Genomic DNA, 22,068 nt, shown 5'->3' on the forward strand with positions numbered 1-22,068 from the left:
ACAATCCGGGCATTTCTGTTCAATTATTAAGGATGACCTTCTGGCCTTCTTCCAGCCCGCGGACGATCTCCACCTCGGTCGGCGTCGCCAAGCCTACCTCGACGTCGACCTCCTTGCGTCGATCACCTTCTGCGACCTGCACGTAGCTGCGGCCTATATAGGAGCGGATCGCCGAACGCGGAAGCACGATGACGTTCTCGCGCTTCTGGAGCTCGATACTGAGTTCCGCGCTATGACCGATCTGGATCCCGTCCGGCTCATCGTCCATGCCGATAATGAGGGTCACCGAATTGCGTTCGGCCTTCGCACCGTCAGCGGCGAGGGGCACATTGGAAGGGGATTGCAGCACTTTCCCTTTATAATCCTTGCCCTTATACTTCAAGCTGACGGGCATGCCCGCTTCTACCGGAAGCAGGTCCTTCGTATTTGCCGCTGCATAAGTCAGCTGCATCTTTGACGGATCCGCAACGGTTACAATCGATTGGTAGGCGTTGATAAAGTCGCCCGCATTCAACGTTTCAACGAAGGTGACGATCCCCGTGATCGGCGAATACAGCTGCGATTGATCGAGTCGGCTCTCCATGGATTCCAACAGCATCGACTCCCGCTCCAAGTCGATCTCCCGCAGGCGCAGATCGGTTGCGTTCGCGCCGGAAGCGCGCGTCTGGTCGTACAGCAGACGAGCGCGCTCCACGCTCAGCCGCTGCAGGCGAATCTGAAGGTCCAGGTCACCTGTCTCCAGCCGGGCGAGCAGGTCGCCGGCCCTCACCTCTTGGCCGACCGTCACGTTGATGGATTTCAACCGCCCGCCGGATTCCTTGAATGAGAGCGTATCCATGCTGGCGGACACGAAATTCGCCGTTCCTTTGAGGAATGTCTGAATGTTCCCCTTGGCTGCGTCCACGATGTCTAATTCTTCCTTAGCCGGCTGGACGAGCGGCGGCTGAAGCGCCTCCTCCTCAAAGGGGAGCAGCGAGCAGCCGGTAAGCGCCAGCGACGCGGCGAGCATGACGGCAGCGTGCTTGGCGCGGGGAATCAGTTTAAACAACATGTGATTCATGAGTCGTTTGCGATACAATTTTTCCATCCTCCAATGCGATAACGTAATCGGCAAGCTCCATAATACCCGGGTCATGCGTCGTCATCACGATCGTCATGCCGGACCGATTCACCAGATCGCGGAATACGCGGATGACCTGCAGGCCCATCTTGCTGTCCAGCTCCGCGGTCGGCTCGTCCGCGATGAGCAGGGCAGGCTCGTGGGCGATCGCGCGGGCGATCGCCACGCGCTGCTGTTCGCCGCCGGACAGCTCCGTCGGCCGATGTTTCATCCTCTCCCGCATGCCGACGCGCTCCAGCGCCCGCTCCGCGGCCTCGCGGTTTCCTTTGACCGGAGTACCCGCGATCCGAAGCCCGAACTCTACGTTCTCGTAAGCGGACATCAGCGGAATCAGACCGAACGACTGGAACACCAGGCCGATCTCCTTGCGCCGCAGCGCGCTGCGCTGAGCTCCGGAAAGTCCGGTGATCTCACGTTCACGGAGGAACACCTGACCCTCCGTCGGATCGTCAAGCGTGCTGAGAATATTCAGCAGGGTCGTCTTGCCGGAACCCGACCGGCCTTTGAGCGCCACCATAGACCCGGCCGGTATGGCCAAATGGATGTCAGCCAGCGCGGTGACGGCGGCATTTCCTCTGCCAAAGACCCGTTTAATGCCGGTTGCCTTCAGAATCGTTTCGCCGCTTGCTTCTTTCAGTCTTCCTTCTTTCGCCGACATCGCGATCCCCCTCCAGTTCATCTAATTGTTGATGCTGTAAAGTCATATCAGCAGGTATTAGAAGCCGATCCGGTTCTATCATTCATAATTTTAGCGCTTTCATTTCGCGAACAATACCCGTTCGTTTCTTGTTTATTCACCTTACAAAAGATAGGTTTACTAAGAAGAACTTCTGTCGTAGTCCTTTGAGAATAAGCAGCCTAAACAGAAAAGAGACCCAGCTAAAAGCTGTGTCTCCTTTTGGTGCGCCGAACGTTACGCTAACACGAAATACAGGTCATGGATGCCTTCGGCGCCTGTGACTGCCGTTGTCGCAATTTCGGCTATCTACTTTACCCTGATTAGCCCTTGACTCCGCCGACCATCATCCCTTTGACGAAATATTTCTGAAGGAACGGATAGACCATGATGATCGGCAAGGAGGCCACGATCGTCATCGTAGCGCGGACGGACAGCGGCGTAACCGTACTCTGCTGCGCTCCGCTGGCGCCGTTAATCATTCCGTCCAGGCTCGATGTGCCGGAAGTCGTATTGGAATTTTGCAAAATCTTCTGCAGCTCGTACTGCAGCGTGCTCAGTTCAATATGCGAGGAATTGTACAAGAATACGTCGAACCAGGAATTCCATTGATAGACACCCGAGAACAAAGCTACCGTGGCAAGCACGGGCGCGGTCAACGGCAGCACGATATTGAAAAACGTCCTGAATTCGCCGGCTCCGTCGATCTTGCCCGATTCCAGAATGCTTTCAGGCAAATTCTCGATAAAGGATCGAATAATGATCAGGTTGAATACGCCGATCAAACCCGGCCATATATAGACCCAGAAGCTGCCTACGAGATGCAAGTCTCTTATGAGCAGGTAGTTAGGGATTAAACCGCCGTTAAAATACATCGTCAAAATAAAAGCGACTGTGATGAATTTGCGCAGCACGTAATCCTGCCTGCTGATCGTAAACGCCACCATGGCCGAGCAGAACACCGTCGTTACCGTTCCGATGACCGTGCGCAGGATCGAAATGAGCGTGGCGTGGAAGATCGTTGCTTCTTTCAAAATATAATCGTAGTTATCCAGCGTCCAAACTCTGGGAAGCAGGTAGATCCCGCCTTTAATCGAGTCTTGGGCGTCGTTTAGCGAGACCGCCAGTACGTTGATAAACGGATAGAGAGTTACGATCATAAGCAGAATCAAAAAAATATAGTTACAACAATCGAAAATACGATCGCCAATTGAAGCTTTAATCTTATACTTCTTAGTTATTTTCGCATCGCTTGCAGCCATCTTAATGTTCCTCCCGTTCTAGAAAAGTCTGGATTCGCCCATGCGTTTCGCGGCATTGTTCGCTACGAACAGCAGGATGAAGCTGACCAGCGTCTTAAACATGCCTGCCGCGATGGAAAGGGAAAAGTTGCTTTGCGCAATGCCGTATTTCAAGACGAATATATCAATGTTCTCGGAATAGTCCACGTTCATGCCGTTGCCAAGCAAGTATTGCGGCTCGAATCCCGATTCCAACAAGTATCCGATGTTCATGATTAACAATACGACGACGACCGATTTGATGCCCGGCAGCGTAATATAGAACATCCGCTTGAACCGGTTCGCGCCGTCGATCTCCGCCGCTTCGTACTGCGCGGGATCTATCGTGGTCATGGCGGCCAGATAAACGATCGTATTCCAGCCGATATCCTTCCATATCGAGCTTGCTCCGAAAATCGTCCAGAAGTATTCAGGAATGCCCAGAAATAAAATCTCGTGTCCTATATTCACTAATCCAAGCCAAATCAGCAATTGATTGATGATGCCGTCAGGGGCCAGGGTGATTTGCACAATGCTGGCCGCTACGACCCAGGAAATAAAATGCGGCAAATAACTAACCGTCTGCACGAGCCGCTTGAAGGCGACCCTTCGTATTTCGTTAAGAAGAAGCGCAAGCGTAATCGCCGTTACAAATCCGAAGATCAGATTAATGGAGCTCATCGCCAGCGTATTTCGCAGCACCCGCAAAAATCGTTCGTCTCCGAATAGAAACTTGAAATGGTCAAGTCCGATCCACGTTTGTTTCCAGAACCCGAGCGCTGGCTTGTAGTCCTGAAAAGCGATGGTCCATCCCCATATCGGAACATATTTAAAAATAACGAGCCAGATCAGAAAGGGTACGGACATCAATACGAGTGCGCGCTGCTGAATCAGCTTTAATAAAAACGGTTTGATCCCTTTCGGTTTCTTGTTCAAGGCTGGCCGGGACGTTGTCTGTAAAGTATTGGTCTCCATCATTTTCTCTCCTTCCGGTACCGAATCATCTGAACGAAAAAAGGATAGGCCGGGGGTTTAGCTATGGGTATTGTCCGGCCTACCTCCGTGTTCATTATTTAGCGGCTTCGACCTTCAGCTTGACTTGTTCCGTCGTCCACTTCTCGTAGCCGGCCGTATCGAGCTTGCCGAAATCTTTCAAGTATTCGTCCCAGACCGAATCAAACTTGTCGGGAGAAGCAAGCACCAGTTTCGGGAAGTACTTCTTCGTCAGTTCATCCTTGCTTGCTTCCCACAGCTGCTCCGGAGAATTCTGTTCCTTGGTGAATCCCCAAGCCGGATACCAAGGACGGTATACAGGCGTTGCGAACATTTGGCTGTAGGTCTGCACCCCGTATTTACCCAAAATATCTTTATCCTTCTGTGTCAAACTCATTTGGAATACTTCAGGCTGATAACCTACGCCCTTGGCATTGCCGCTGGCAAGCGTAGAGTTGCCGCTGTACATCGGCCAGTTCCAGCTGTAATATTTGAAGCCGAATTTCTCGTTGAAGGTCTCGTCGATTTTGTCGATTTGCTCCTTTGTACGATAGAAGCGGCCCTCTTCGTTCACTACGTACGTTTCGCCTTTGATCCCCCAAGACATCAAGGTCTGGTTCTCTTCCGTCAGCATGTTGTCGAAGTATTTGATAATCCGCACCGGATCTTTGGCGCTGACCGTAATCCCGATCCCCCGGTTCGTCACGAGGCCGCCTTGCGGATCGATATAAGCGTCAGGCGTATTCTCGTCAAATGTAACCGGCAGCGGGAAGTAATTGTAGCCGTCCAGGGAAGGATCCTTGCGGGCCGCATCCTTCAGTACGTTGAGCGCATTTTGCACTTGCCATCTGTAATCAAAGAAACCGAGAACGTTGTGGGACGTCAATTTGGCAGTATATTGGTCATAATTGTCTACGAATGAAGCCTTGTCGAATAAGTCTCTCGCATTCAGATCGTTTAACGCCTTCAACCATTTTTTTGTAGCGTCGGCAGCTGCATACGTCTTTGCCTCCAGCGTGTTCGGATCAACCGTGACGCCGCCGTCATTCGGATAGCCCATCAAATGCATTGGCGGGTTGGAGGTTGCGAAAAATCGCCAGTCGTGCGTCAAGGCAACCATGCCTGTCAGATTTTCATCCTTATGCTTTTCCTTGAAGTTCGAGATCAGCTCTATATATTGGTCCAGTGTTTTGATTTTCGGATAGCCTGCTTCTTCCAGTACGCGGCGCTGCACCCAAAAGGCGCCTCCCGGTTCCGGATCGGGAACGAAGTCGCCAACCTGGACGGCCATCGGTAGAACATACAGCTTTCCGTCCTTTGCTTTCATTTGGTTCAAATACGGGCCGAACACCCGCTTGATATTCGGGCCGTATTGCTCGATTAGATCGTCAAGCGGTAAGAACGCGCCCGCATTCAGCACTTCTTCCATCGCCGCATCCGGAATCAGGACGTCCGGATATTCGCCTGAAGCAATCATCGTGCCGATCTTGGTGTTCAAGTCTCCGACAAGAAACTCCAGTTTGAAGTTAACGCCGGTCTGATCCTCGAGCATCTTGCCGATGGTCGTTTCGTTCGTGTTGCCGTCCTTAGACCCGGCCACGCCATTGTAAATCGTAAAGGTTACTTTCTCCTGCGTCGCTCCGGAGCCGCTGCCGTTCGTTTCGGCAGGCTTCTCGTTGTTGTTTCCGGAACATGCGGTTACAACGGACAACAACAAGGCAGCGGCTAGGCCGAGAAGCAAAACTTTCATTTTCTTCACTGTTTTACTTACCCCTCTCGTAATCTATTTTGTCGTGCACCTTTAGTATAAAAGCGATTCCATTTTTCGATTACCCGTGTAATTATGGTCTCTTCTTTGAAAATTATATCTTTAGCCCGATTCATTCGGGATCCTAAGCTCGATGAAGGTTCCCTTGCCGGGATGGCTATCCACGGTAAATCGGAACTTGTCGCCATAGATCATTTTGGCGCGATAAATGACGTTCTGAATCCCGATCCGATCGCCCATTATTTCATCCGAATTTACATAACGATACAGCTCGTCTACCTTCTCTTTATCCATTCCGACCCCGTTATCGCGGATCGAAAACACTAACTCGCGATCTGCTACGAATATCCGGATGTCAATCCCTCCTCCTTGCTTCAACGGTTCAATCCCATGAATACAGGCGTTTTCGACAAAGGGAAGAAATACCATTTTGGGCACTTCGGATGTATAGGCCTCTAAGGCGACATCAATACGATAGTCCAGCTTGTCTTCAAACCGGTATTTCTGAATATCAAGAAAGCAATGGATAAAGCCCAGTTCCTCGTTCACGGTTACCCGGTCTCTGTTCCAGGTCAGGGAACTGCGGAAGATTTTGGCCATACTATGAATAATTTTTGCCGTTTCACTCTCATTCTTGAGCAAGCTGCGCATACGAATCGTTTCCAGGGCATTAAACAGAAAGTGCGGATTAATTTGGCTTTGCAGCGCATTCAATTGCGCCTTACGGCGTTCAAGCTCGAGCGATTTCTTTTGGATATCCGCAACGTAGACGTCATCGATCAAGGACTTAACCTGCAAGGTCATCCTGTTGAATTCCAGCGTCAACTGCCCGATCTCGTCCCGAGACTCCGCATCCTGAATGATTTCAAAGCTCTGGCTTTTAACTTTTTTCATATGCTTCAAAATTTTTACGATCCGTTTATTAATCGAGCGGGTAATAATAACAATAATAATGGTCGGTATGATCATCATCAGGCAGGCGGACCACAAAATAAAGACGCGTGATTTCCGTACTTCCTTCACGACCTCGTCTTCATTGATGGTTCCAACGATCCGCCAGCCGTTCAAATAGCTAACTCCCCGGTATTCTTTATCGAACTCGATCGAATTGATCGACTTAAGCGATGCGTATGCCGCTTTATGGCTATCCTGCCAGTCTATTTCGCGATTCGTCGTATATTCAATCTCACCGGCGGGATTTAGTAAATACATATCACCTTCCATGTTTAAATTAGAGAAAATTTCTTCCAAATCGATCGTTTTAAAATCGATTTTCAACAGCTTTTCCTTATGCATCCTATCCGAGAAGTAATCCAACTTCCGGAGCAGCGAAAAACAATCAAACCGTCCATTCATCGTTTCCGTTCGAACGAACACGGGTTGTGACCGTGCGCTGCTCGTCCCCGTTTTATACCAATTCTGAGCCCTGATCTTGTCGGACAAAAAACCAATATTGCCGGAATGCAGCAAAGTCTGGTTATCTGCGTAAATCATAATGTTTTGGAGAGACAAGGAAACGGGAATGTAGCTGTTCAACGCGCGCCTCAGGTACGCATCATAAGCCTCTACATAATCTTCCGTTTTCGTAAAATTCCGGTCAAGGATCTCGTTCGTGTTGTAATCCGCATAAAAAAAAGAAGATAATCCGACCGCATCGTCAACCTGCAATCGGAATTCATTCTGGATCTGTTCGACGGCCCGGCCGATATCCTTGATTCTCTGATCCTTTACATTGCCCGTAATGACATGATAGAAGATGACGTTCGTCAGAATTATCGGCGCGAATACGCAAAGAAAATAAACAAAAAGCATCTTGTTTCGTAGCCTTATATTGTTCAGCAATCGATTCATGGAACCCCCTTTTCCGGAACTCATGATCGGTTGCTCCATCGATTCCGGTACTCCGTCGGAGTCATTTTCTCCAGTTTTTCAAACTGGGTGACAAAATAATCGGCATTATTGAACCCGACCCGCTCCGCAATTTCATAAATGCGCATGTCCTTCTGTCTTAGCAGCTTCTTAGCCTCGGCAATGCGAAGCTGCTGTAAATAGTCGTTAAAATAAACGCCATAGGTTTTCTTAAAGAGCTGTCCAAGATAGGCGGAGTTCATATAAAATTGGGCGGCGATGCTCTTTAAATTCATATTTTTGTGAAAATTTCGATCCACGTAACATTTGATTTTATTAATTCCGCCCTTGCCATAGGTCTTATAAAGTTTATGAATCGTGTCCGCGGCCTCGAAAACAAAAGCTTCAAATAATCGCCGCAGCTCTTCCAGCGTGACGTTATGATCATGCCAGCCGATGACAGGCTCGATGCTTTTAAGCTCGTTTTCATCGCCTTCGATGCTCCTGACGGATTTTCCGATTGCAAGTACGCATTGAACGATCGCCGTTTTTATCGCCTCCGGAGAGAAGCGTTTCTCCAAAAAATCCGCAAACATCCGGTTTGTTGCCTGATTGATCTCATTGATTTCGTTCTCTTCAACCGCATCGATCAGTTTACGGTACACATCATCATCCAAATGCCTATAATTCAAGTCCAATTTTGCGATGTCCGAATAGAGAATGATTTTCTCCGTATATTTCAAAAACTTGTAAGATAGCGCTTCCTTCGCGCTCATGTAAGAAAGCTTGAGCTCCTCAAGAACGTTTACGGATTCGCCCGCATAGACTCGAAACTCCAAATCAAACCGGCCGCCCAGCAGCAGCAGCAGTACGGCCTCGATGAATTTGCGAATGTTTCCATCATAAGAGGTTAAGTAACGGTCCGGAACGATGAAGCCGTATGCCCTGCGATGTTCGTAAACGATAGGCATCGACGAAGCAAAAGCAGCCTTCTGAATGGCTTCCTGTATGCCCGCCTTAAGCACGTTCTTAGCAGGCATCGTAATAGCATTCCAAGGAAGCACATTATTCAACTCGATTAATACGTAGGTGAACGAGTTAGCGCCAGCTGCCGTCCAAGGGCCCTCCCATTCCCCCAGCGCCATCTCGCCAAGCTCCCCCCGTATCAAGGCTTCGATCTGACTTTCCCCCATTTGGATATGCCTTCTTTCCTGCAGCTGTTTCTTCGCCGATAACTTGTCACGAAGTTTCGCAAGCGCTTGTAGAATGTCATCCTCGTCAATAGGCTTCAAAACATAATCAAACACACCAAAACGCATAGCCTGTTGAGCGTACCGAAAATCGTTATATCCGCTAATAATGATAAATTCCGACTCAAGCTTTTCCTCGGCAGCGGATTGAATGAGCCCGATCCCGTCCAGGACGGGCATGCGAATGTCGGTTACGACCAGATCCGGCTTTTTCGCTCGTATCAAGGCAAGGGCATCCTCCCCATTGTCAGCCTCATCGATGACTTGATATCCGCTGCTTTCCCAGTCAATCATCCCTATCAATCCCTTGCGCACAAATAATTCGTCGTCAACAACGATCACAGAGTACATGGAGGCAACCCTCTTTCTGGACTAAATCGAATAAGCTATATTTTTTCATGAAAATACTATAATTCCTTAAATGTCTTTGATGATATGATGAATGCGAAATCACAGATAATGGAGGTTATCTAAATGACGAACTTAAAAAAAGGCGCTTTTTATACGGGTGAATACAGAAACCTGTTCAAGGAGCTAGGCTATACCGAAAAAGCGATCAACGAAAAGCTTGAACGGGCATGGTCTGACTTGTTTTATGGCGATCCGGAAGTCCGAATCTACTACCCGCTCGGCGACGATAAAGGCTATATACTCGACACCGGCAATTTGGACGTGCGGTCTGAAGGCATGTCCTACGGAATGATGATGGCCGTACAAATGAACAAGAAGGAGGAATTCGACCGGCTGTGGAATTTCTCGAACACCTTCATGCAGCATACGGAAGGCCGTTATAAGCATTACTTTGCCTGGCACTGCAAGCCTGACGGCACCCGCATATCCCAAGGGCCCGCCCCCGACGGGGAAGAATTTTTCGCGATGGCGCTGTTCTTCGCCTCCAACCGGTGGGGAGACGGTGCCGAACCGTACAACTATTCCGATCAGGCGAGAACGATCCTTCGCGCATGCGTGCATCAGGGCGAGCACGGCGATGGCGATCCGATGTGGGACCCGGCAACGAAATTGATCAAATTTATACCGGAATCTCCTTTTAGCGATCCATCCTACCATCTTCCCCATTTCTATGACTTGTTCGCTCTGCAGGCGGACGAGCAGGACAGATCGTTCTGGAGGGAAGCCGCAGCAGCTAGCCGGGCTTATCTGCATACCGCTTGCCATCCGGTAACCGGGCTCTCTCCTGAATATGCGAATTACGATGGAACGCCGGCAGAACCGCAGCCCCACGGGGAATTTCGGCATTTCTTCAGCGACGCTTACCGGGTAGCGGCAAACATAGGTTTAGATTGGGAATGGTTTCGGATGGATCCATGGCAGGTAGAGCAGTCGAATCGTCTTCAACATTTTTTCCGTGATATTGAAGTGTCCGATTACCGCCGATATACCATTGACGGAAAACCTTTTGAGGAGCCGGCTTTGCATCCGATCGGGCTCCTGGCAACGAATGCCATGTCCTCCCTGGCCGCAGACGGCTCGGATGCTGCCCATTTCGTTCATCTTATTTGGAATACACCTCTTCGCAGGGGCGTCCGCCGTTATTACGACAATTGCCTGTACTTTTTCAGCTTACTGGGCTTAAGCGGAAACTATCGTATTTATAATAAGTAATGCTGTCTTAGGACATTCATTTTACGTTTTCAGACCGAAAATACAACCTGTCGATTAATTGTAAAATACCTGTTGAAGGATAGGGTTTAGCGTTTCCTCCCTGGCAGGAACGACTGGAGATTGTTCAATATTGTCCGACACATAATAAGGACAATGAGGCCTATATCCACTTTTACCATTACGAATGATTACAGGCGAAATTAAACGGCCTCAGTCCGATGGAATTCAGGACTAAGGCCGCTTAACTCATTTTTATTATTTGTACTGTCTACTTGACGGGGTGCAGTTCACCGGGCAGATTAATGCTTAAACTGCCAGGATTTGATTTTAAATGGCTCCGTGCCGGGTTTTCCATTAAACACGAAATAGAGATCGTGAACGCCCTCGGCTCCCGTGACTTCCGCATTGGCTTCGACCCATTGATTCTCACTGTTCGGTGAAGGCACGGTAAGCGTCCCGATCAGCTTGCCCTCCGGATCACCAAGGCGCAGCTCCAGGGTGCCGCCGTCCTTCGTGCTCGATACCCATGCCGTGAAAGAGGATGCCCCGCTGCCGAAGTCCGCTTTCGCAACTGCGGTCCAAGTCCCTTCATGAATGCCGGCGACAGCCATCTCCGCGACTACCAATGAAGTGTTAGCCCCTGCGTTCCACGCCATCGTCGCCGCTTCTACGAGGGCATACGGATTGAAAGGCTTGATTTGCTTTACGCCATTTAGATCTGCCGCAATTTCCCCGATCGAACCGTTTTCGTTAAAGAAAACCCGGTTTAGATGAGTCGAACGGTAGCCCTTCGGAACCCCCATCGCTTTGGATAACGTCTGCGCGTGGTAGGCCATGTACCAAGCATCATGAAATTGGAACATGGCGTGATGGTTATTGCCGCCGACTCCAAAGAAGTGTCCGGGATTTTTTAATATCGTACCCCCGTAGGTCCATGGCCCCATCGGATTGTCGCTCGTCATATAAGCAATCTCCCCGGCTGGTGGGCTTCCCTCCGGACGCACGCCGTTATAAAAGTTCGAACAATAAGTAAAGTAGTAAACGCCGTTGTATTTGTTGATACCGGCATCCTCGAACATAAAGGGCGCCGGTATGGCGGCCGCTTCCCCGACGACGCTGATCATATCGTCGCCCAGCTGCATCGCGCGCGCGGTATTCGGCCATTCATCCTTCCCATCCGGAACGCCGCCGCCATAGTAGATATACGCTTTGCCGTCGTCGTCAACCAGCACTGCAGGGTCGAAGAGCCAAGTCACCTCAGCCGCGGCAGGCATTTCTCTCGAGATGAGCGGCTTCCCGATCGGGTCTACCCACGGGCCGGTCGGACTGTCGCTTGTCAAAACACCGATGCCGCTGGCATTATTGGCGAAGTACAAGAAAAACTTGTCTTTTCCGTCAATGACTTTATGGGCGGCTGCGGGCGCCCACGATTGCGTCGCCCATTTGGCCGCGCCATCCGGTCCGGCTGCGACGATTTCGCCGTGATCCGTCCAGTTCATCAGGTCGTCAGAGGAAATGACTGACAGCTTGTTAATATTGCCGTAAGTATTGTCTTTAACATTGCCTTCCCCATCGTATTCCAGCACGTCGTTCGTATTGTACAGGTATACGCGATCGTTAAATACCAACGCATAGGGATCGGCGCCGAATTTATGGGAGACAACCGGGTTGCCGCTTGGAGGAAGCTTGCCGATCACCTTGGCAGGGGGCGCAAAACTCGTTTTCGTTTCTTCATTCATCGCTTCTATCAACTCCCGATTAAGTGTTAATCCTTTTCCGACATGATCAAAGTGTAACGCTCACGGCTAGGGGCAACAACCTGCCGATTGCTGTTTCATTACCCGGGAAGTTCTAGATTTTTTGAATGCGGGCATGTTAAAAGCCTGCTGAGATTTCTCAACAGGCTTCTTTTTATTCAATCGGTCTCATCGTCCGCAGTATACCGTAAATACCGTTTATTTTATCATCGGGCTTGAACATAAACTCGACATGGTCTTGTCCGTTAATGAGTTCATCGGGAATCGGATAAAGTTTCGTGACGAATTCGCGTTTGAAATGGGAAGACGATCGTTCGCTGACGAATAGCTCGCCGTTTGCATAAATATGCATGACACGGTCGTGGTTGACGGAGAAGTAGGTCACTTGAAGCAGGTTTCGCTCTCCCGGGACGATTTTCAGCCGATAGCTGAACCATCCTCCGGGATATACGATTCTACCGTTCTGTCCGTCCCAAGCTCCTCCGACCGTCGCTTCCCCCACAATCGCATGCTGCAGCTCGTATTGATCGTTGCCGACCTGAACGCTGTCGATTGTAGCCTCTTGGATTAAACGCTCCAATCTCGTTTTGTTCAAATGCTGTTTTAATTCCTCGGATTCCGCGTCTACAATGCTCCAGTAAATGCCGTAACGTTCTTGATGCTGCCTGTAATGGGGAGTAAAGACAAGCCGATCGTCCTCGTCCGTATTGATCAATCGAAAGGCAAGCTCGCTGCCGTCCTTCACAAGATGGTTCTCAATCCCTTCGAGCCACTGCTCAGGACTTTTCCCTACAGGAATGAGAAAATCTTTGACGAGCATTTTACGGGTGGGCACACTGACGATAACGCCCGTCTGGGCAATGCTTAAATCCTCCGTTCCTAGAGCGGCGCTCAGCACGACGGGACCATACTGGAATCCCGCCACGTTCCGGTTATCCGGCAGACGGGAAACCTTGATCTTCATCGGCAACGTCAATTCCAGCGTCTCGCCATGCTGCCACCGTCGATGGATTGCCAAGTAATCGTCTTGACGGTCAAAGCGAATCGGTTCGCCGTTTATGCTCGCTTCGATTGTTCCGCTGACCCAATAAGGGATCCGAAGATAAAGCTCCAGCGATCTGGCCTGCCGGTCAGCGGTTTCAATCTTCAATGTAACTTGATGGTGATCGGGGATGCCGGAGCTCTGAGTAATCATCACTTGCTGCTGCTGCCAGTCCAGGATAGAGTTTGCGTACTGCGTCACGTAAAGCCGGTTATCCTTGTGAAAGTAAATGCTATCGTTAAGCTTCGTAAAGCTTTCCATTCCCGTGCCCGTACAGCACCAGAAATGCTCGAACGGCGAGCTGTAGATTTTGAAATAGCCCGTCGCCATCGGCTGGAAATACATCGTCATCCCCGTTTCCGGGTGCTGCGACGAGAGAATTGCGTTCATATAAGTCCTCTCGTAAAAGTCCGCGTACTTCTTGTCTCTCGTGAGCTTGAACAGTTCACGGGTCAATATCAGCATGTTATAGCTATTGCAAGTTTCGCAGGTAATATCGGTGCGTCTTGCGTTCAGCGAGTCCGGTTCTCCAAAATGCTCCGATTCACTATTTCCGCCCGTCATATAGCTGTGATGGCCAACGACGATGTCCCAAAACTTCATCGCGGCCTCAAGGTAAAACCGCTCGCTCTCCCCAAGCACCAAATACCGGTTCAGTGCCCCGATAAATTTCGGGATCGTCGTGTTGGCATGCTTCCCTCTCAGGATGTCCCGGCCTTCTCTGATCGCTTCGAACAAGGGGAGCTCGTCGAACCGATGAGCCGCATCCAAATGCCTTTGGCGGCCGGAAATTTTATATAAGTCGTAGAGACAGTCATTCATTCCGCCATATTCGACCGAAAGGACGACCGCTTGAAGCTCGTCCGTCCAGCGCTCCGTCCGGGATGCGGCCCAATCGCCTAACCGCATGACCGTATCAAACACCTCTCGCGAACGGGTAGCATAGTACACCGAGATCAAGCCCGCAATGATTTTATGCATCGTATACCAAGGCACCCATGCCGGCTGCCTATTTTCGACGTTGTCGATTAGCGCTTCTGGAAACGCCGAGAGATAGCCAGTTTCAAACTGGCACTGCGATAATTCGGAAATGATATAGGATAGTCTGTCCGATAGCACAGAATCTCTGGTCTGGGTGTACGCTTGGGCGCATGCCGTCAAATAATGCCCGAGCGTATGGCCCCGAATTTCGGTATTTTCCCAACCGGGGTACTTTTCCGCCTTCGGTGCCAATCCCCTATTCTCCCTGAATCCGGCCAGCAATCGGTCAGGATCGTATTCTAATAAATATTGAAGCTCTTTTTCAAACGCGTTGGCTTGATATTGGCCGGTAAGCTTAACCTGATCCAATCCGAAATCCTGCAAGCTATCCCGCTTAAGCTTGGTCCCGTTCATCATAAATCTCGCCCTTTCGAAAACCCTTTTGTATCAGCGCGCTAACCAACTTTAGATTACCGCTTCGCGCCTATGCAGGTAAATGGCGAAAGGTTCGAATTAGTGTAAAAAAGTCAGCTATTTGCTGACGAAATCATAATCGGTATAATGATTATAGCTAGAAATGATTCATTCAATATCCCAATAATCAGTGTCAAAAAGTCAGCTAAGGAGCGGTGCGTATGAACGGCTTCACGATCAATATCGAAAAACCTTTGCAGCTCACGATGACAGGAAAGTTCGTCGCGCCTACCCGAGAGTGGAAACATATGAGCCGAATGCTGATGGATTACGAGCTGTTCATCCCCGTTACGGGCACATTGTATATCGCGGATAATCAAGAAAAATACGAGCTCCGGGAAGGCGATTACCTGCTAATGCCTCCTCGAACCAAGCAATTTGGCTATCTTCAATCCGAATGCAGCTTTTATTGGCTGCACTTTCTTGCCGATGATGGCCGGACGGAGCGATCAGACCCTGACAAATCGTCTGATTGTCCTCCGGGGCATATAATCATTCCGGGCAGCGGCAAGCTGAGCAATAAGGATAAATTGATCGTGATGATGAAACAGCTGCAAGATACTATCCGAAGCTACCAGGATCAAACGCTAAACAATTATTTGGCGACAAGCATCCTGTGCGAGCTCTATAATCAAGTATTCCGACAAAAAAAGATGTCGCAGCCGCAGCTCAAGAAGCAGCAGCTTTATAACGATATTGTGGACTACGTCAAGTGGTACCGCTTCGAGCTGCTGCAGGTGTCGAAGATCGCGGATCACTTCGGATATAACGCCAAGTATATTTCGCAAATGTTTTCGAAAACTTCCGGCGTTTCGCTCAAGCGGTTTATTTTGCAGCAGAAGATGGACGCGGCCGCATTCCTGCTAACCGACACCAATATGACGATTACGGAAATCGCGATGCAGCTCGGTTATCATGACAGCCATCATTTTATGAAGTCGTTTAAGCAGATAACAAATTTGACGCCAAGCCATTACCGGAACGCGGCTTCCAATCGGCTGCTGAATCATTAAAAATCATTCAACAGCACCGATGCAATGCAATAAGGACCGGACGAGCTATAGCTCGTCCGGTCCTTATTGCATTGCAGCGTTTAATGATTATCGCTTAGTGACAGGCTGTCGCGGTATTCCTGCGGCGTCATTCCCGTTACCTTTTTGAAAAATCGAGTGAAAGAGTGAGCCGCCTCGTAACCGACGGATACGGCCACCTCCCGCACTTTTAAATCCGGGTTCCGAAGAAGCTCCTTTGCTTTTCTTAACCGGCAATTATCGATATACTCGGACAGGTTGATCCCTCGTTCCTGCTTGAAAAAGCGGGATAAATACGAAGGATTGAAATAATGGATTTCCGCAAGACGAACCAAGGATAAATCCTCGCTCAAATTATTCTCGATGTGACGGCAAATTCGGTCGATCACTTGAGAGGTTCTGTCCCGTTCGTCGCTTTGTTTGAAGCGGAAGATCGCTTCCGCCGTTTGCTTAAGATAGCAGAATCCATCTTTCATAGAGGCATGATCGTCCAGACGCATCAGCTTGGCGTGATCGTCGATTCGGCTTTGCAGACCCAGTCGGTTAAGGGAAGCATAGAGCATAAGCGCGACCGTATAGTAAGCTTCGATCGAGCGCTGCGCATACTCGTTATGCTGGAGCATCGAGCTCGATAATTGCTCTAATTCTACGAAAAATTCCTCCGCGCGGCCCGCTTCGAGATGCACCGATAGGATCTCGCCTTTGCGGCTTGGCATCCCCCCCTCTTTGCCCGCCAGAACGTCATCGGTATCACTCCGGTCCCGCAAAATCATGGAGATGCCGTCACCGATCTTAAATTGCTGCAGTTGGCGAAGCCTTTCGTATTGTTGGGTAACGGCGGCCCATTCGCAGCTTTCTCCGCTTATCGTCAGTCCGATCGACAGCCCAAGGGAGGCGCGGCATGCTTCTTGCACAAGCTCCAGCGTTCCTTCTATATACAGGATAAAGTGGTTATCGGGCTTTTCATTTGTCTTCCATAACGGCTGAATAAACCACAGCAAATCGCCATGCTTGTCTACAATGCCGATACTGCTCGTCTGATCCTTCAGGTAAGCATCCCATATCATCCTGGCCGAAGCAAGAACTTGGCTTCTCTCCGTATATTTCATTCCATCGGGATAAGAAAGGCGGGCCAAGACGAGCATGATGTCATCGGTCGGGTTCAGCCGTATATTCAGTTCGCCGAATTCCTTGACGAGCGTGCCCTGCCCGGCGCAGAGCACGTCACTCTGCTGCAGCAATTGCCGCATGTAATCCCCTTGCGCCATGAATTCGAACGCATACATTTGCTCACGCGACTGCTCCAGCAGCTTGCTCTCGTGATTGCTGCGGTGAATGTCGTATAACGTCTCCCTAACCGTATCGGTTACTTTCGCAAACCCGTCGGTCTTCAGCAAATAGCGTACATTCGGCATTTGCAAGGCTCGGTAAGCATATTCGAACTCGCTATGTCCGGTCAGAAAAATGACTTTGCATCTCGGCCAGTAGGTTTGAATTTCCTCCGATAGTTCCAAGCCGTTCATCCCTGGCATGGCGATATCGGTCATGACGATATCGATTCTCGTGCGCGACATCCAGTCGAGCGCTTCTTTGGCCGAGTAAGCCTTGCAGACATCGAGCTGATCCGGCATGAGGCTGCTTAACACTTCATGAAGGGCGTCGGTAATAATCTCTTCGTCATCGACGATCAGCAGTCGGTGCATCTCCATCCCCCTCCTTGGATTTGATTCGAATCTCAACCCGCATACCGTTAAGCCGGCTTCTGGACAAAAACAATCCGCTGCCTTCTCCATACGTCAACACAATTCGGCGATGAATATTGATCATGCCGGTCATTTCATGAGCCTGGTCATTATTCGCCAATCGGTCGTTTAACGCATCAATCGCGTCAACGTCGATTTTGTTTCCGTTGTCCTCGACAACGATAAGCGACTCCGAAGCGCTTCGTTCAAATGTTACGCGGAGAAAACCTTCCTCCGGCATCTTCTCCAGGCTGTGCTCATACGCATTCTCAATGATCGGCTGAACGATCAGCCTCGGCACCCGGATTCGCTTCATCTCCTCGGGCAATTCGTCGAACTGGACGCTAATGCGCCTTGAAAACCTGAGCTTCTGGATTTCGGTATACATCCGCGCATGCTTGATCTCTTCCGATAGATATACGTTATCTTCCCCGTTGCGCGTAATGAAGCGGAAGTATTCGCCCAGCATATTGGTGAACAGCTCAATTCGGTCCGTATCTCCCGTCTTGGCGAGCGAATTGAGAATGAAGAAGCTGTTGTATAGAAAGTGAGGATTTATCTGGGATTGGAGCTGCTTCAGCTCCGCCTTCTGCATCATCAGCTTTTGTTTGAAATCTTGATCGATGAGCGTTTGCAATTTGTACAGCATCTGGTTGAAACGATCGTATAAATAGCCAAATTCATCCTTGTTTCCATGTTCGATCTGAATGTCCAAGGCTCCGCCTTCCATTCTGCGAAAACTCTGAACGAGAAGCAGCAGAGGCCTGTGAACGAGCCTGTAGGTAGAGAAGGAGTACACGACGATCGCCAGGAGCGACGTGATCGCGAATAGCCAAGCCCAGCGGTTAAATCTGTTGAGCGGTCGCTTAACCGTTTCTTCCGGCAAATACGTCACGATCGAAAGTCCCAGCTCCGCCGACTCGGCTTTGTCGACATGATACGTTATTCCATTCGCCTCCAATAAGAGGGAACTTTCCTTTGATTTATTCGCGATTTGCCTATAGCCTTTCATAATATCGGCCGATTGATCGTTGCCGAGCAGCGTATAATCCGCCCCTTCGGCGATCAGGAACGAACCGCTCTCGGGATAAACGCTCAGCTGGTTCAGGGATTCCTTCAGCTTCTCCGAATCGAGCTCGATCTGCACGAGAAAGAGAGGTTCTTCCCCCTTCTTCCCGCCAAACTTGGAAGCGCTGAGATGAAGTGATCCGTCTTGTTTGATCAGTCGGCTTGCCCTGCTTCGGTCCGACGCGGCACGAATCTGGTTATACCTATCCTGTTCGAAATCATGAACGGCGTCGTTAACCGAGACCGTTTTGCCGATGGAATGAATATGAACGTAAATATCCTTGATATAGGCACTGCTATTCTTAATCGAAGTAAGACGATGCAGCAGGTAATCCATGCTCTCTTTCTTATCGACACTGTCCATCATCGTCCACGTAACCGCAATTTTATTGAGCTCTCCTTCCTGCAGCATATCGAACTGCTGCACTTCAAGCCATTCGACCTCACGATTCATATCTTCCAGATAGGACGACAATTGTGCCAACGTATTTCTCGAGATGTCCTGGCTTGCATTGTTGTAGCTCCAGTTATACAAATAGACACCGAGCAAAATAATAGGCAGAATAACGACGAGATACATGAACACAAGCCGCAGGAACAAGGCGTGGCGCAAATAATTAACGGGCATCTTAAGCAAATCGACACAACTCCTCGCAAGCAGCTTCATTCATGAACAGCATAAAAATAATGAAGGTTTGCGGACGAAGATAAGATTTCCCATCCCCCTTCAAGGTTTACGGCCCTTCTCCGAGTACCACTCATTAACTTCGCCCGTCATCTCTTTCCCGCCCAAAAGATGCCACTCTTCGACGAAACGGTCGAATTCGTCGACCGGACGGCCAAGGATGATGTTCATGAATGTTTTGTTTATCAGAGATTCCAGAATCGATTGCTTCTCAATGATCGTTTCCGTCGGAACGCCTACAAAACTTTCGTATAATAACTGGTTATTTTTCTCGTATTGATCAAGTATCGAGAATGCTCCCGTCGGTCCATACGTTCGTTCCCAGCCCCACCCGGTTACGTCGTTGACCGACAAATAAGCGTCAATGTTTTTTTGGATCGCTTTGGCTTCGTCGTGCAACCCGGAATAATCATTCGTTCTTCGCGCTTCTTTGATTTGACGGAACGCTTCCAAGTTCTTCAGCATCGGCGCCGGGGTGACGGGCGAGAGCTGCCATGCCGGGTACGGGGTGCTGTAGTAGGTCTCGTATTCGGCCGTTGCGCCCCAGTTTTTCTCCAAGTGCAAATTAATCATCTTCACGATCGCTTCGGGATGCCCGAACCCCTTCTTGACGGCGAGAAATTGTGAGGTTGCGAACTTAAGTGGTACCTTCGGCAGCTTTCCCTTATTTGAAACAATCGGAAAAGCCCGCCAATCCGCGCCGTGATCATTCTCGTAGCTCGATTGAACCGTGAATGAGCCCCATTGCACGCCGTACATGATGCCGATCTTCCCGTCTGCAATCAGCGCTTTTTCTTTCCGGCCGTCCTTGAACGCGAATTCATTGTCGATTTGCCCTTCCCGGTACAGCTTTTGAAGGACGGCCAACGCCGTCTTCACTTCCGGTTGAACGGCTCCGAATACAAGCTTACCCGATCCGTCCTTAATCCACATGTTCGGATAGGCATCGTATCCGGCCATGAAATCGGTCAATCCCATCACAGGATCCCACAAATATTGCGTAAGCGCCAGTCCAAACGTATCATGCTTTCCGTTCCGGTCGGGATCCTTTTCTGTAAACGCTTTCGAAATAGCCAGCAAATCGTTTATCGTCTTCGGCGGCTGCAAGCCGAGCCGGTCGAGCCAGTCGGTTCGAATCCATATAAACTGTGCCCCTTCGATAGATGCGACCGTCTCCGGTATAGCCATCAGCCTGCCGTCGATCGTCGCCGCTTCGAAAGGTCCCGTCCCTTCCTGGCTAAGCACTTCCTTTGTGAACGGCGCCGCATATTGCCCGTACACGTTGGTGAGGTCCTGGATCAGACCTTCGTTGGCCAACTGCCGCAGCTGCTGCGCATTCACTCTTACGATATCGGGGATGTTTCCCGAAGCGAGCGCAGAGCCCAGCTTCTGTTGATAAAGGTCGCGACTGGCAGTCCAATCGTATTTAATTCGAATACCGAGCACTTCCTCGTAGAGCCGGCTCCATCGATTATCCTCCAGCGTCTCCCCCGGGAAAACATGGATCAGATCAAACAAGTCGTCACTCGTTTCCCGTACGAGCGAAACCTCGATCGGCGGATTGTATTTGGTTAAGCCAGGTTCTTCATAGATCGCTTCTTCACCCTCGCCCGAATTCGGCTCTTCTTCCGTGCCGAGATTGTTCTGGCATGCCGTTAACAGCTGAACGGCCATGAATACGGCAAGCAGCAGTTTCTTCTTGTCCCCCATCGTCACCCGCACTCGGACAACCCCATTTCTCGATAAAGAAATAATAGTATATCATTATTATTTTCCCTGATACGGAATATAAAATACAAGATGCAATTCTTGATATCGTTATCCGATGTTTACTCTTCTTCAGCTGCACCTTATCGACAATATCATCGGCCTGCGTACCGAGGATATCGATCAACGTAATCTCGCAGCCTTCTTTATCAGTGCCAATCGGATCAAACAAAGAAAATCTAATGAAATCCTCTTTAAATCCTCCAATCTATTGTCCTATCTCAGTTTTTCGGCCCCTTTGTTTCGGGGACTAATCAGCTATAAAAAAAACGCAACCCTTATAGGTCGCGTTGCATTCAAAGTTGGAGAAGCCGCTCCTGCGATATGTTCGCCTTACCTAACACCTTCCATAATTCGCTATTTCGTTCTCAAATCGGACGAATGCCATCAAACACATGGGTGACCAACTGCTCGACATAGTGATCGTCGATCCTATCGCCCGAAACTAACAGCCGGTAGAAGATCGACCCATAAATGAGATCCGTGAATAATGCGAAATCCAGATCCTTCTTCAACTCTCCGCGCCGAAGCCCCTCCTCCAAAATACCATGAACCTCCAGCCGGCGAGGCTGAACATAGCGGGTTCGAAATGCCTCCGCCAATGCGGAATCTACCTGCCCTTCACCTATGATCTCCAACAAAATGGAGCCCTCGCGGCTTCTCATAAACAGCGCCATATTGGTGGCATGTTCAAGAATGTCCCGGAATACCGAACCTGTATCCGGTACAGGCAGTCTTGCAGCCGCAGCGGATAAAAAACCGTCCATCACGACCGCTGCCTTATTAGGCCACCATTTATAAATCGTAGCTTTGCTTACCTTGGCACGATCAGCTATTTTTTCTACCGTAACCGCTCCAAAGCCGCTTTCCAACAATAAATCATAGGAAGCGGAAAGAATCGCGTTTTGCGTTTCCATATTGCGCGGGCGCCCTCTTTTCCCCTGCACGCGAATCCTCCTTTCT

General features: G+C 49.8%; 15 protein-coding genes and 1 pseudogene. 2 read left to right on the top strand and 14 right to left on the bottom strand.

What is annotated here, in order from left to right; genetic code table 11:
- Window positions 1–19: 19 nt before the first annotated feature.
- The 7 genes from AC0YNZ_RS03860 to AC0YNZ_RS03890 all read right to left on the bottom strand — a co-directional run bounded on the left by AC0YNZ_RS03860 (window position 20) and on the right by AC0YNZ_RS03890 (window position 9,286).
- Window positions 20–1,135 (bottom strand): efflux RND transporter periplasmic adaptor subunit, encoded by a 1,116-nt coding sequence (locus AC0YNZ_RS03860; RefSeq protein WP_475825343.1) that lies wholly within the window; start codon window positions 1,133–1,135, stop codon window positions 20–22.
- Window positions 1,041–1,778 (bottom strand): ABC transporter ATP-binding protein, encoded by a 738-nt coding sequence (locus tag AC0YNZ_RS03865; RefSeq protein WP_475825509.1) that lies wholly within the window; start codon window positions 1,776–1,778, stop codon window positions 1,041–1,043. Before AC0YNZ_RS03865 ends, AC0YNZ_RS03860 begins: the two co-directional genes overlap by 95 nt.
- A 341-nt stretch (window positions 1,779–2,119) precedes the next feature.
- Window positions 2,120–3,058, bottom strand: a complete 939-nt coding sequence (locus AC0YNZ_RS03870) for a carbohydrate ABC transporter permease (protein WP_475825344.1) — start codon at window positions 3,056–3,058, stop codon at window positions 2,120–2,122.
- 18 nt (window positions 3,059–3,076) lie between these two features.
- Complete coding sequence (locus tag AC0YNZ_RS03875; RefSeq protein ID WP_475825345.1) at window positions 3,077–4,051, bottom strand: ABC transporter permease; 975 nt, start codon at window positions 4,049–4,051, stop codon at window positions 3,077–3,079.
- Between the two features lie 94 nt (window positions 4,052–4,145).
- Window positions 4,146–5,819, bottom strand: coding sequence for a type 2 periplasmic-binding domain-containing protein (locus tag AC0YNZ_RS03880; protein WP_475825510.1), 1,674 nt, complete (start codon window positions 5,817–5,819; stop codon window positions 4,146–4,148).
- A gap of 120 nt (window positions 5,820–5,939) precedes the next feature.
- On the bottom strand, window positions 5,940–7,688 hold the full coding sequence (locus AC0YNZ_RS03885) for a sensor histidine kinase (protein ID WP_475825346.1): 1,749 nt from the start codon (window positions 7,686–7,688) through the stop codon (window positions 5,940–5,942).
- 20 nt (window positions 7,689–7,708) lie between these two features.
- Window positions 7,709–9,286, bottom strand: a complete 1,578-nt coding sequence (locus tag AC0YNZ_RS03890) for a response regulator transcription factor (RefSeq protein WP_475825347.1) — start codon at window positions 9,284–9,286, stop codon at window positions 7,709–7,711.
- A gap of 123 nt (window positions 9,287–9,409) precedes the next feature.
- Between AC0YNZ_RS03890 and AC0YNZ_RS03895 the strand changes: the two genes are divergently transcribed.
- On the top strand, window positions 9,410–10,558 hold the full coding sequence (locus tag AC0YNZ_RS03895) for a family 8 glycosyl hydrolase (protein WP_475825348.1): 1,149 nt from the start codon (window positions 9,410–9,412) through the stop codon (window positions 10,556–10,558).
- Between the two features lie 299 nt (window positions 10,559–10,857).
- On the opposite strand, the gene AC0YNZ_RS03900 is transcribed toward AC0YNZ_RS03895, so the two are convergent.
- Together AC0YNZ_RS03900 and AC0YNZ_RS03905 are read right to left on the bottom strand one after the other, a co-directional pair.
- Window positions 10,858–12,297 (bottom strand): glycoside hydrolase family 43 protein, encoded by a 1,440-nt coding sequence (locus AC0YNZ_RS03900; protein WP_475825349.1) that lies wholly within the window; start codon window positions 12,295–12,297, stop codon window positions 10,858–10,860.
- 172 nt (window positions 12,298–12,469) lie between these two features.
- Window positions 12,470–14,755 carry a beta-L-arabinofuranosidase domain-containing protein gene (locus tag AC0YNZ_RS03905; RefSeq protein ID WP_475825350.1) on the bottom strand — a complete coding sequence of 762 codons (2,286 nt, stop codon included), beginning with the start codon at window positions 14,753–14,755 and terminating at the stop codon, window positions 12,470–12,472.
- 218 nt (window positions 14,756–14,973) lie between these two features.
- Here AC0YNZ_RS03905 and AC0YNZ_RS03910 point away from each other — a divergent pair, with 218 nt between their 5' ends.
- Window positions 14,974–15,825, top strand: a complete 852-nt coding sequence (locus AC0YNZ_RS03910) for an AraC family transcriptional regulator (RefSeq protein WP_475825351.1) — start codon at window positions 14,974–14,976, stop codon at window positions 15,823–15,825.
- Between the two features lie 80 nt (window positions 15,826–15,905).
- Here the strand turns inward: AC0YNZ_RS03910 and AC0YNZ_RS03915 are convergent, their stop codons facing one another.
- From AC0YNZ_RS03915 to AC0YNZ_RS03935, 5 genes and pseudogenes are all read right to left on the bottom strand, one after another.
- Window positions 15,906–17,546, bottom strand: coding sequence for a response regulator transcription factor (locus AC0YNZ_RS03915; protein ID WP_475825352.1), 1,641 nt, complete (start codon window positions 17,544–17,546; stop codon window positions 15,906–15,908).
- Window positions 17,521–19,281 (bottom strand): sensor histidine kinase, encoded by a 1,761-nt coding sequence (locus tag AC0YNZ_RS03920; protein WP_475825511.1) that lies wholly within the window; start codon window positions 19,279–19,281, stop codon window positions 17,521–17,523. Before AC0YNZ_RS03920 ends, AC0YNZ_RS03915 begins: the two co-directional genes overlap by 26 nt.
- A 99-nt stretch (window positions 19,282–19,380) precedes the next feature.
- Window positions 19,381–21,048, bottom strand: coding sequence for an extracellular solute-binding protein (locus AC0YNZ_RS03925; protein WP_475825512.1), 1,668 nt, complete (start codon window positions 21,046–21,048; stop codon window positions 19,381–19,383).
- A 109-nt stretch (window positions 21,049–21,157) separates the two neighbouring features.
- A pseudogene (locus AC0YNZ_RS03930) lies at window positions 21,158–21,280 on the bottom strand (RNA polymerase subunit sigma-70); the annotation flags it as partial.
- A 193-nt stretch (window positions 21,281–21,473) separates the two neighbouring features.
- Window positions 21,474–22,052 carry a TetR/AcrR family transcriptional regulator gene (locus AC0YNZ_RS03935; protein ID WP_475825353.1) on the bottom strand — a complete coding sequence of 193 codons (579 nt, stop codon included), beginning with the start codon at window positions 22,050–22,052 and terminating at the stop codon, window positions 21,474–21,476.
- Window positions 22,053–22,068 lie beyond the last annotated feature (16 nt).

It is taken from the genome of Paenibacillus sp. J2L1-98 (assembly GCF_056269405.1).

Excerpts from the sequence above, each read along its gene's own strand:
- AC0YNZ_RS03860 (WP_475825343.1), bottom strand. The coding sequence starts at position 1,135 with ATGACCCGGGTATTATGGAGCTTGCCGATTACGTTATCGCATTGGAGG.
- AC0YNZ_RS03865 (WP_475825509.1), bottom strand. The coding sequence starts at position 1,778 with ATGTCGGCGAAAGAAGGAAGACTGAAAGAAGCAAGCGGCGAAACGATT.
- AC0YNZ_RS03870 (WP_475825344.1), bottom strand. The coding sequence starts at position 3,058 with ATGGCTGCAAGCGATGCGAAAATAACTAAGAAGTATAAGATTAAAGCT.
- AC0YNZ_RS03875 (WP_475825345.1), bottom strand. The coding sequence starts at position 4,051 with ATGGAGACCAATACTTTACAGACAACGTCCCGGCCAGCCTTGAACAAG.
- AC0YNZ_RS03880 (WP_475825510.1), bottom strand. The coding sequence starts at position 5,819 with ATGAAAGTTTTGCTTCTCGGCCTAGCCGCTGCCTTGTTGTTGTCCGTT.
- AC0YNZ_RS03885 (WP_475825346.1), bottom strand. The coding sequence starts at position 7,688 with ATGAATCGATTGCTGAACAATATAAGGCTACGAAACAAGATGCTTTTT.
- AC0YNZ_RS03890 (WP_475825347.1), bottom strand. The coding sequence starts at position 9,286 with ATGTACTCTGTGATCGTTGTTGACGACGAATTATTTGTGCGCAAGGGA.
- AC0YNZ_RS03895 (WP_475825348.1), top strand. The coding sequence starts at position 9,410 with ATGACGAACTTAAAAAAAGGCGCTTTTTATACGGGTGAATACAGAAAC.
- AC0YNZ_RS03900 (WP_475825349.1), bottom strand. The coding sequence starts at position 12,297 with ATGAATGAAGAAACGAAAACGAGTTTTGCGCCCCCTGCCAAGGTGATC.
- AC0YNZ_RS03905 (WP_475825350.1), bottom strand. The coding sequence starts at position 14,755 with ATGATGAACGGGACCAAGCTTAAGCGGGATAGCTTGCAGGATTTCGGA.
- AC0YNZ_RS03910 (WP_475825351.1), top strand. The coding sequence starts at position 14,974 with ATGAACGGCTTCACGATCAATATCGAAAAACCTTTGCAGCTCACGATG.
- AC0YNZ_RS03915 (WP_475825352.1), bottom strand. The coding sequence starts at position 17,546 with ATGCACCGACTGCTGATCGTCGATGACGAAGAGATTATTACCGACGCC.
- AC0YNZ_RS03920 (WP_475825511.1), bottom strand. The coding sequence starts at position 19,281 with ATGCCCGTTAATTATTTGCGCCACGCCTTGTTCCTGCGGCTTGTGTTC.
- AC0YNZ_RS03925 (WP_475825512.1), bottom strand. The coding sequence starts at position 21,048 with ATGGGGGACAAGAAGAAACTGCTGCTTGCCGTATTCATGGCCGTTCAG.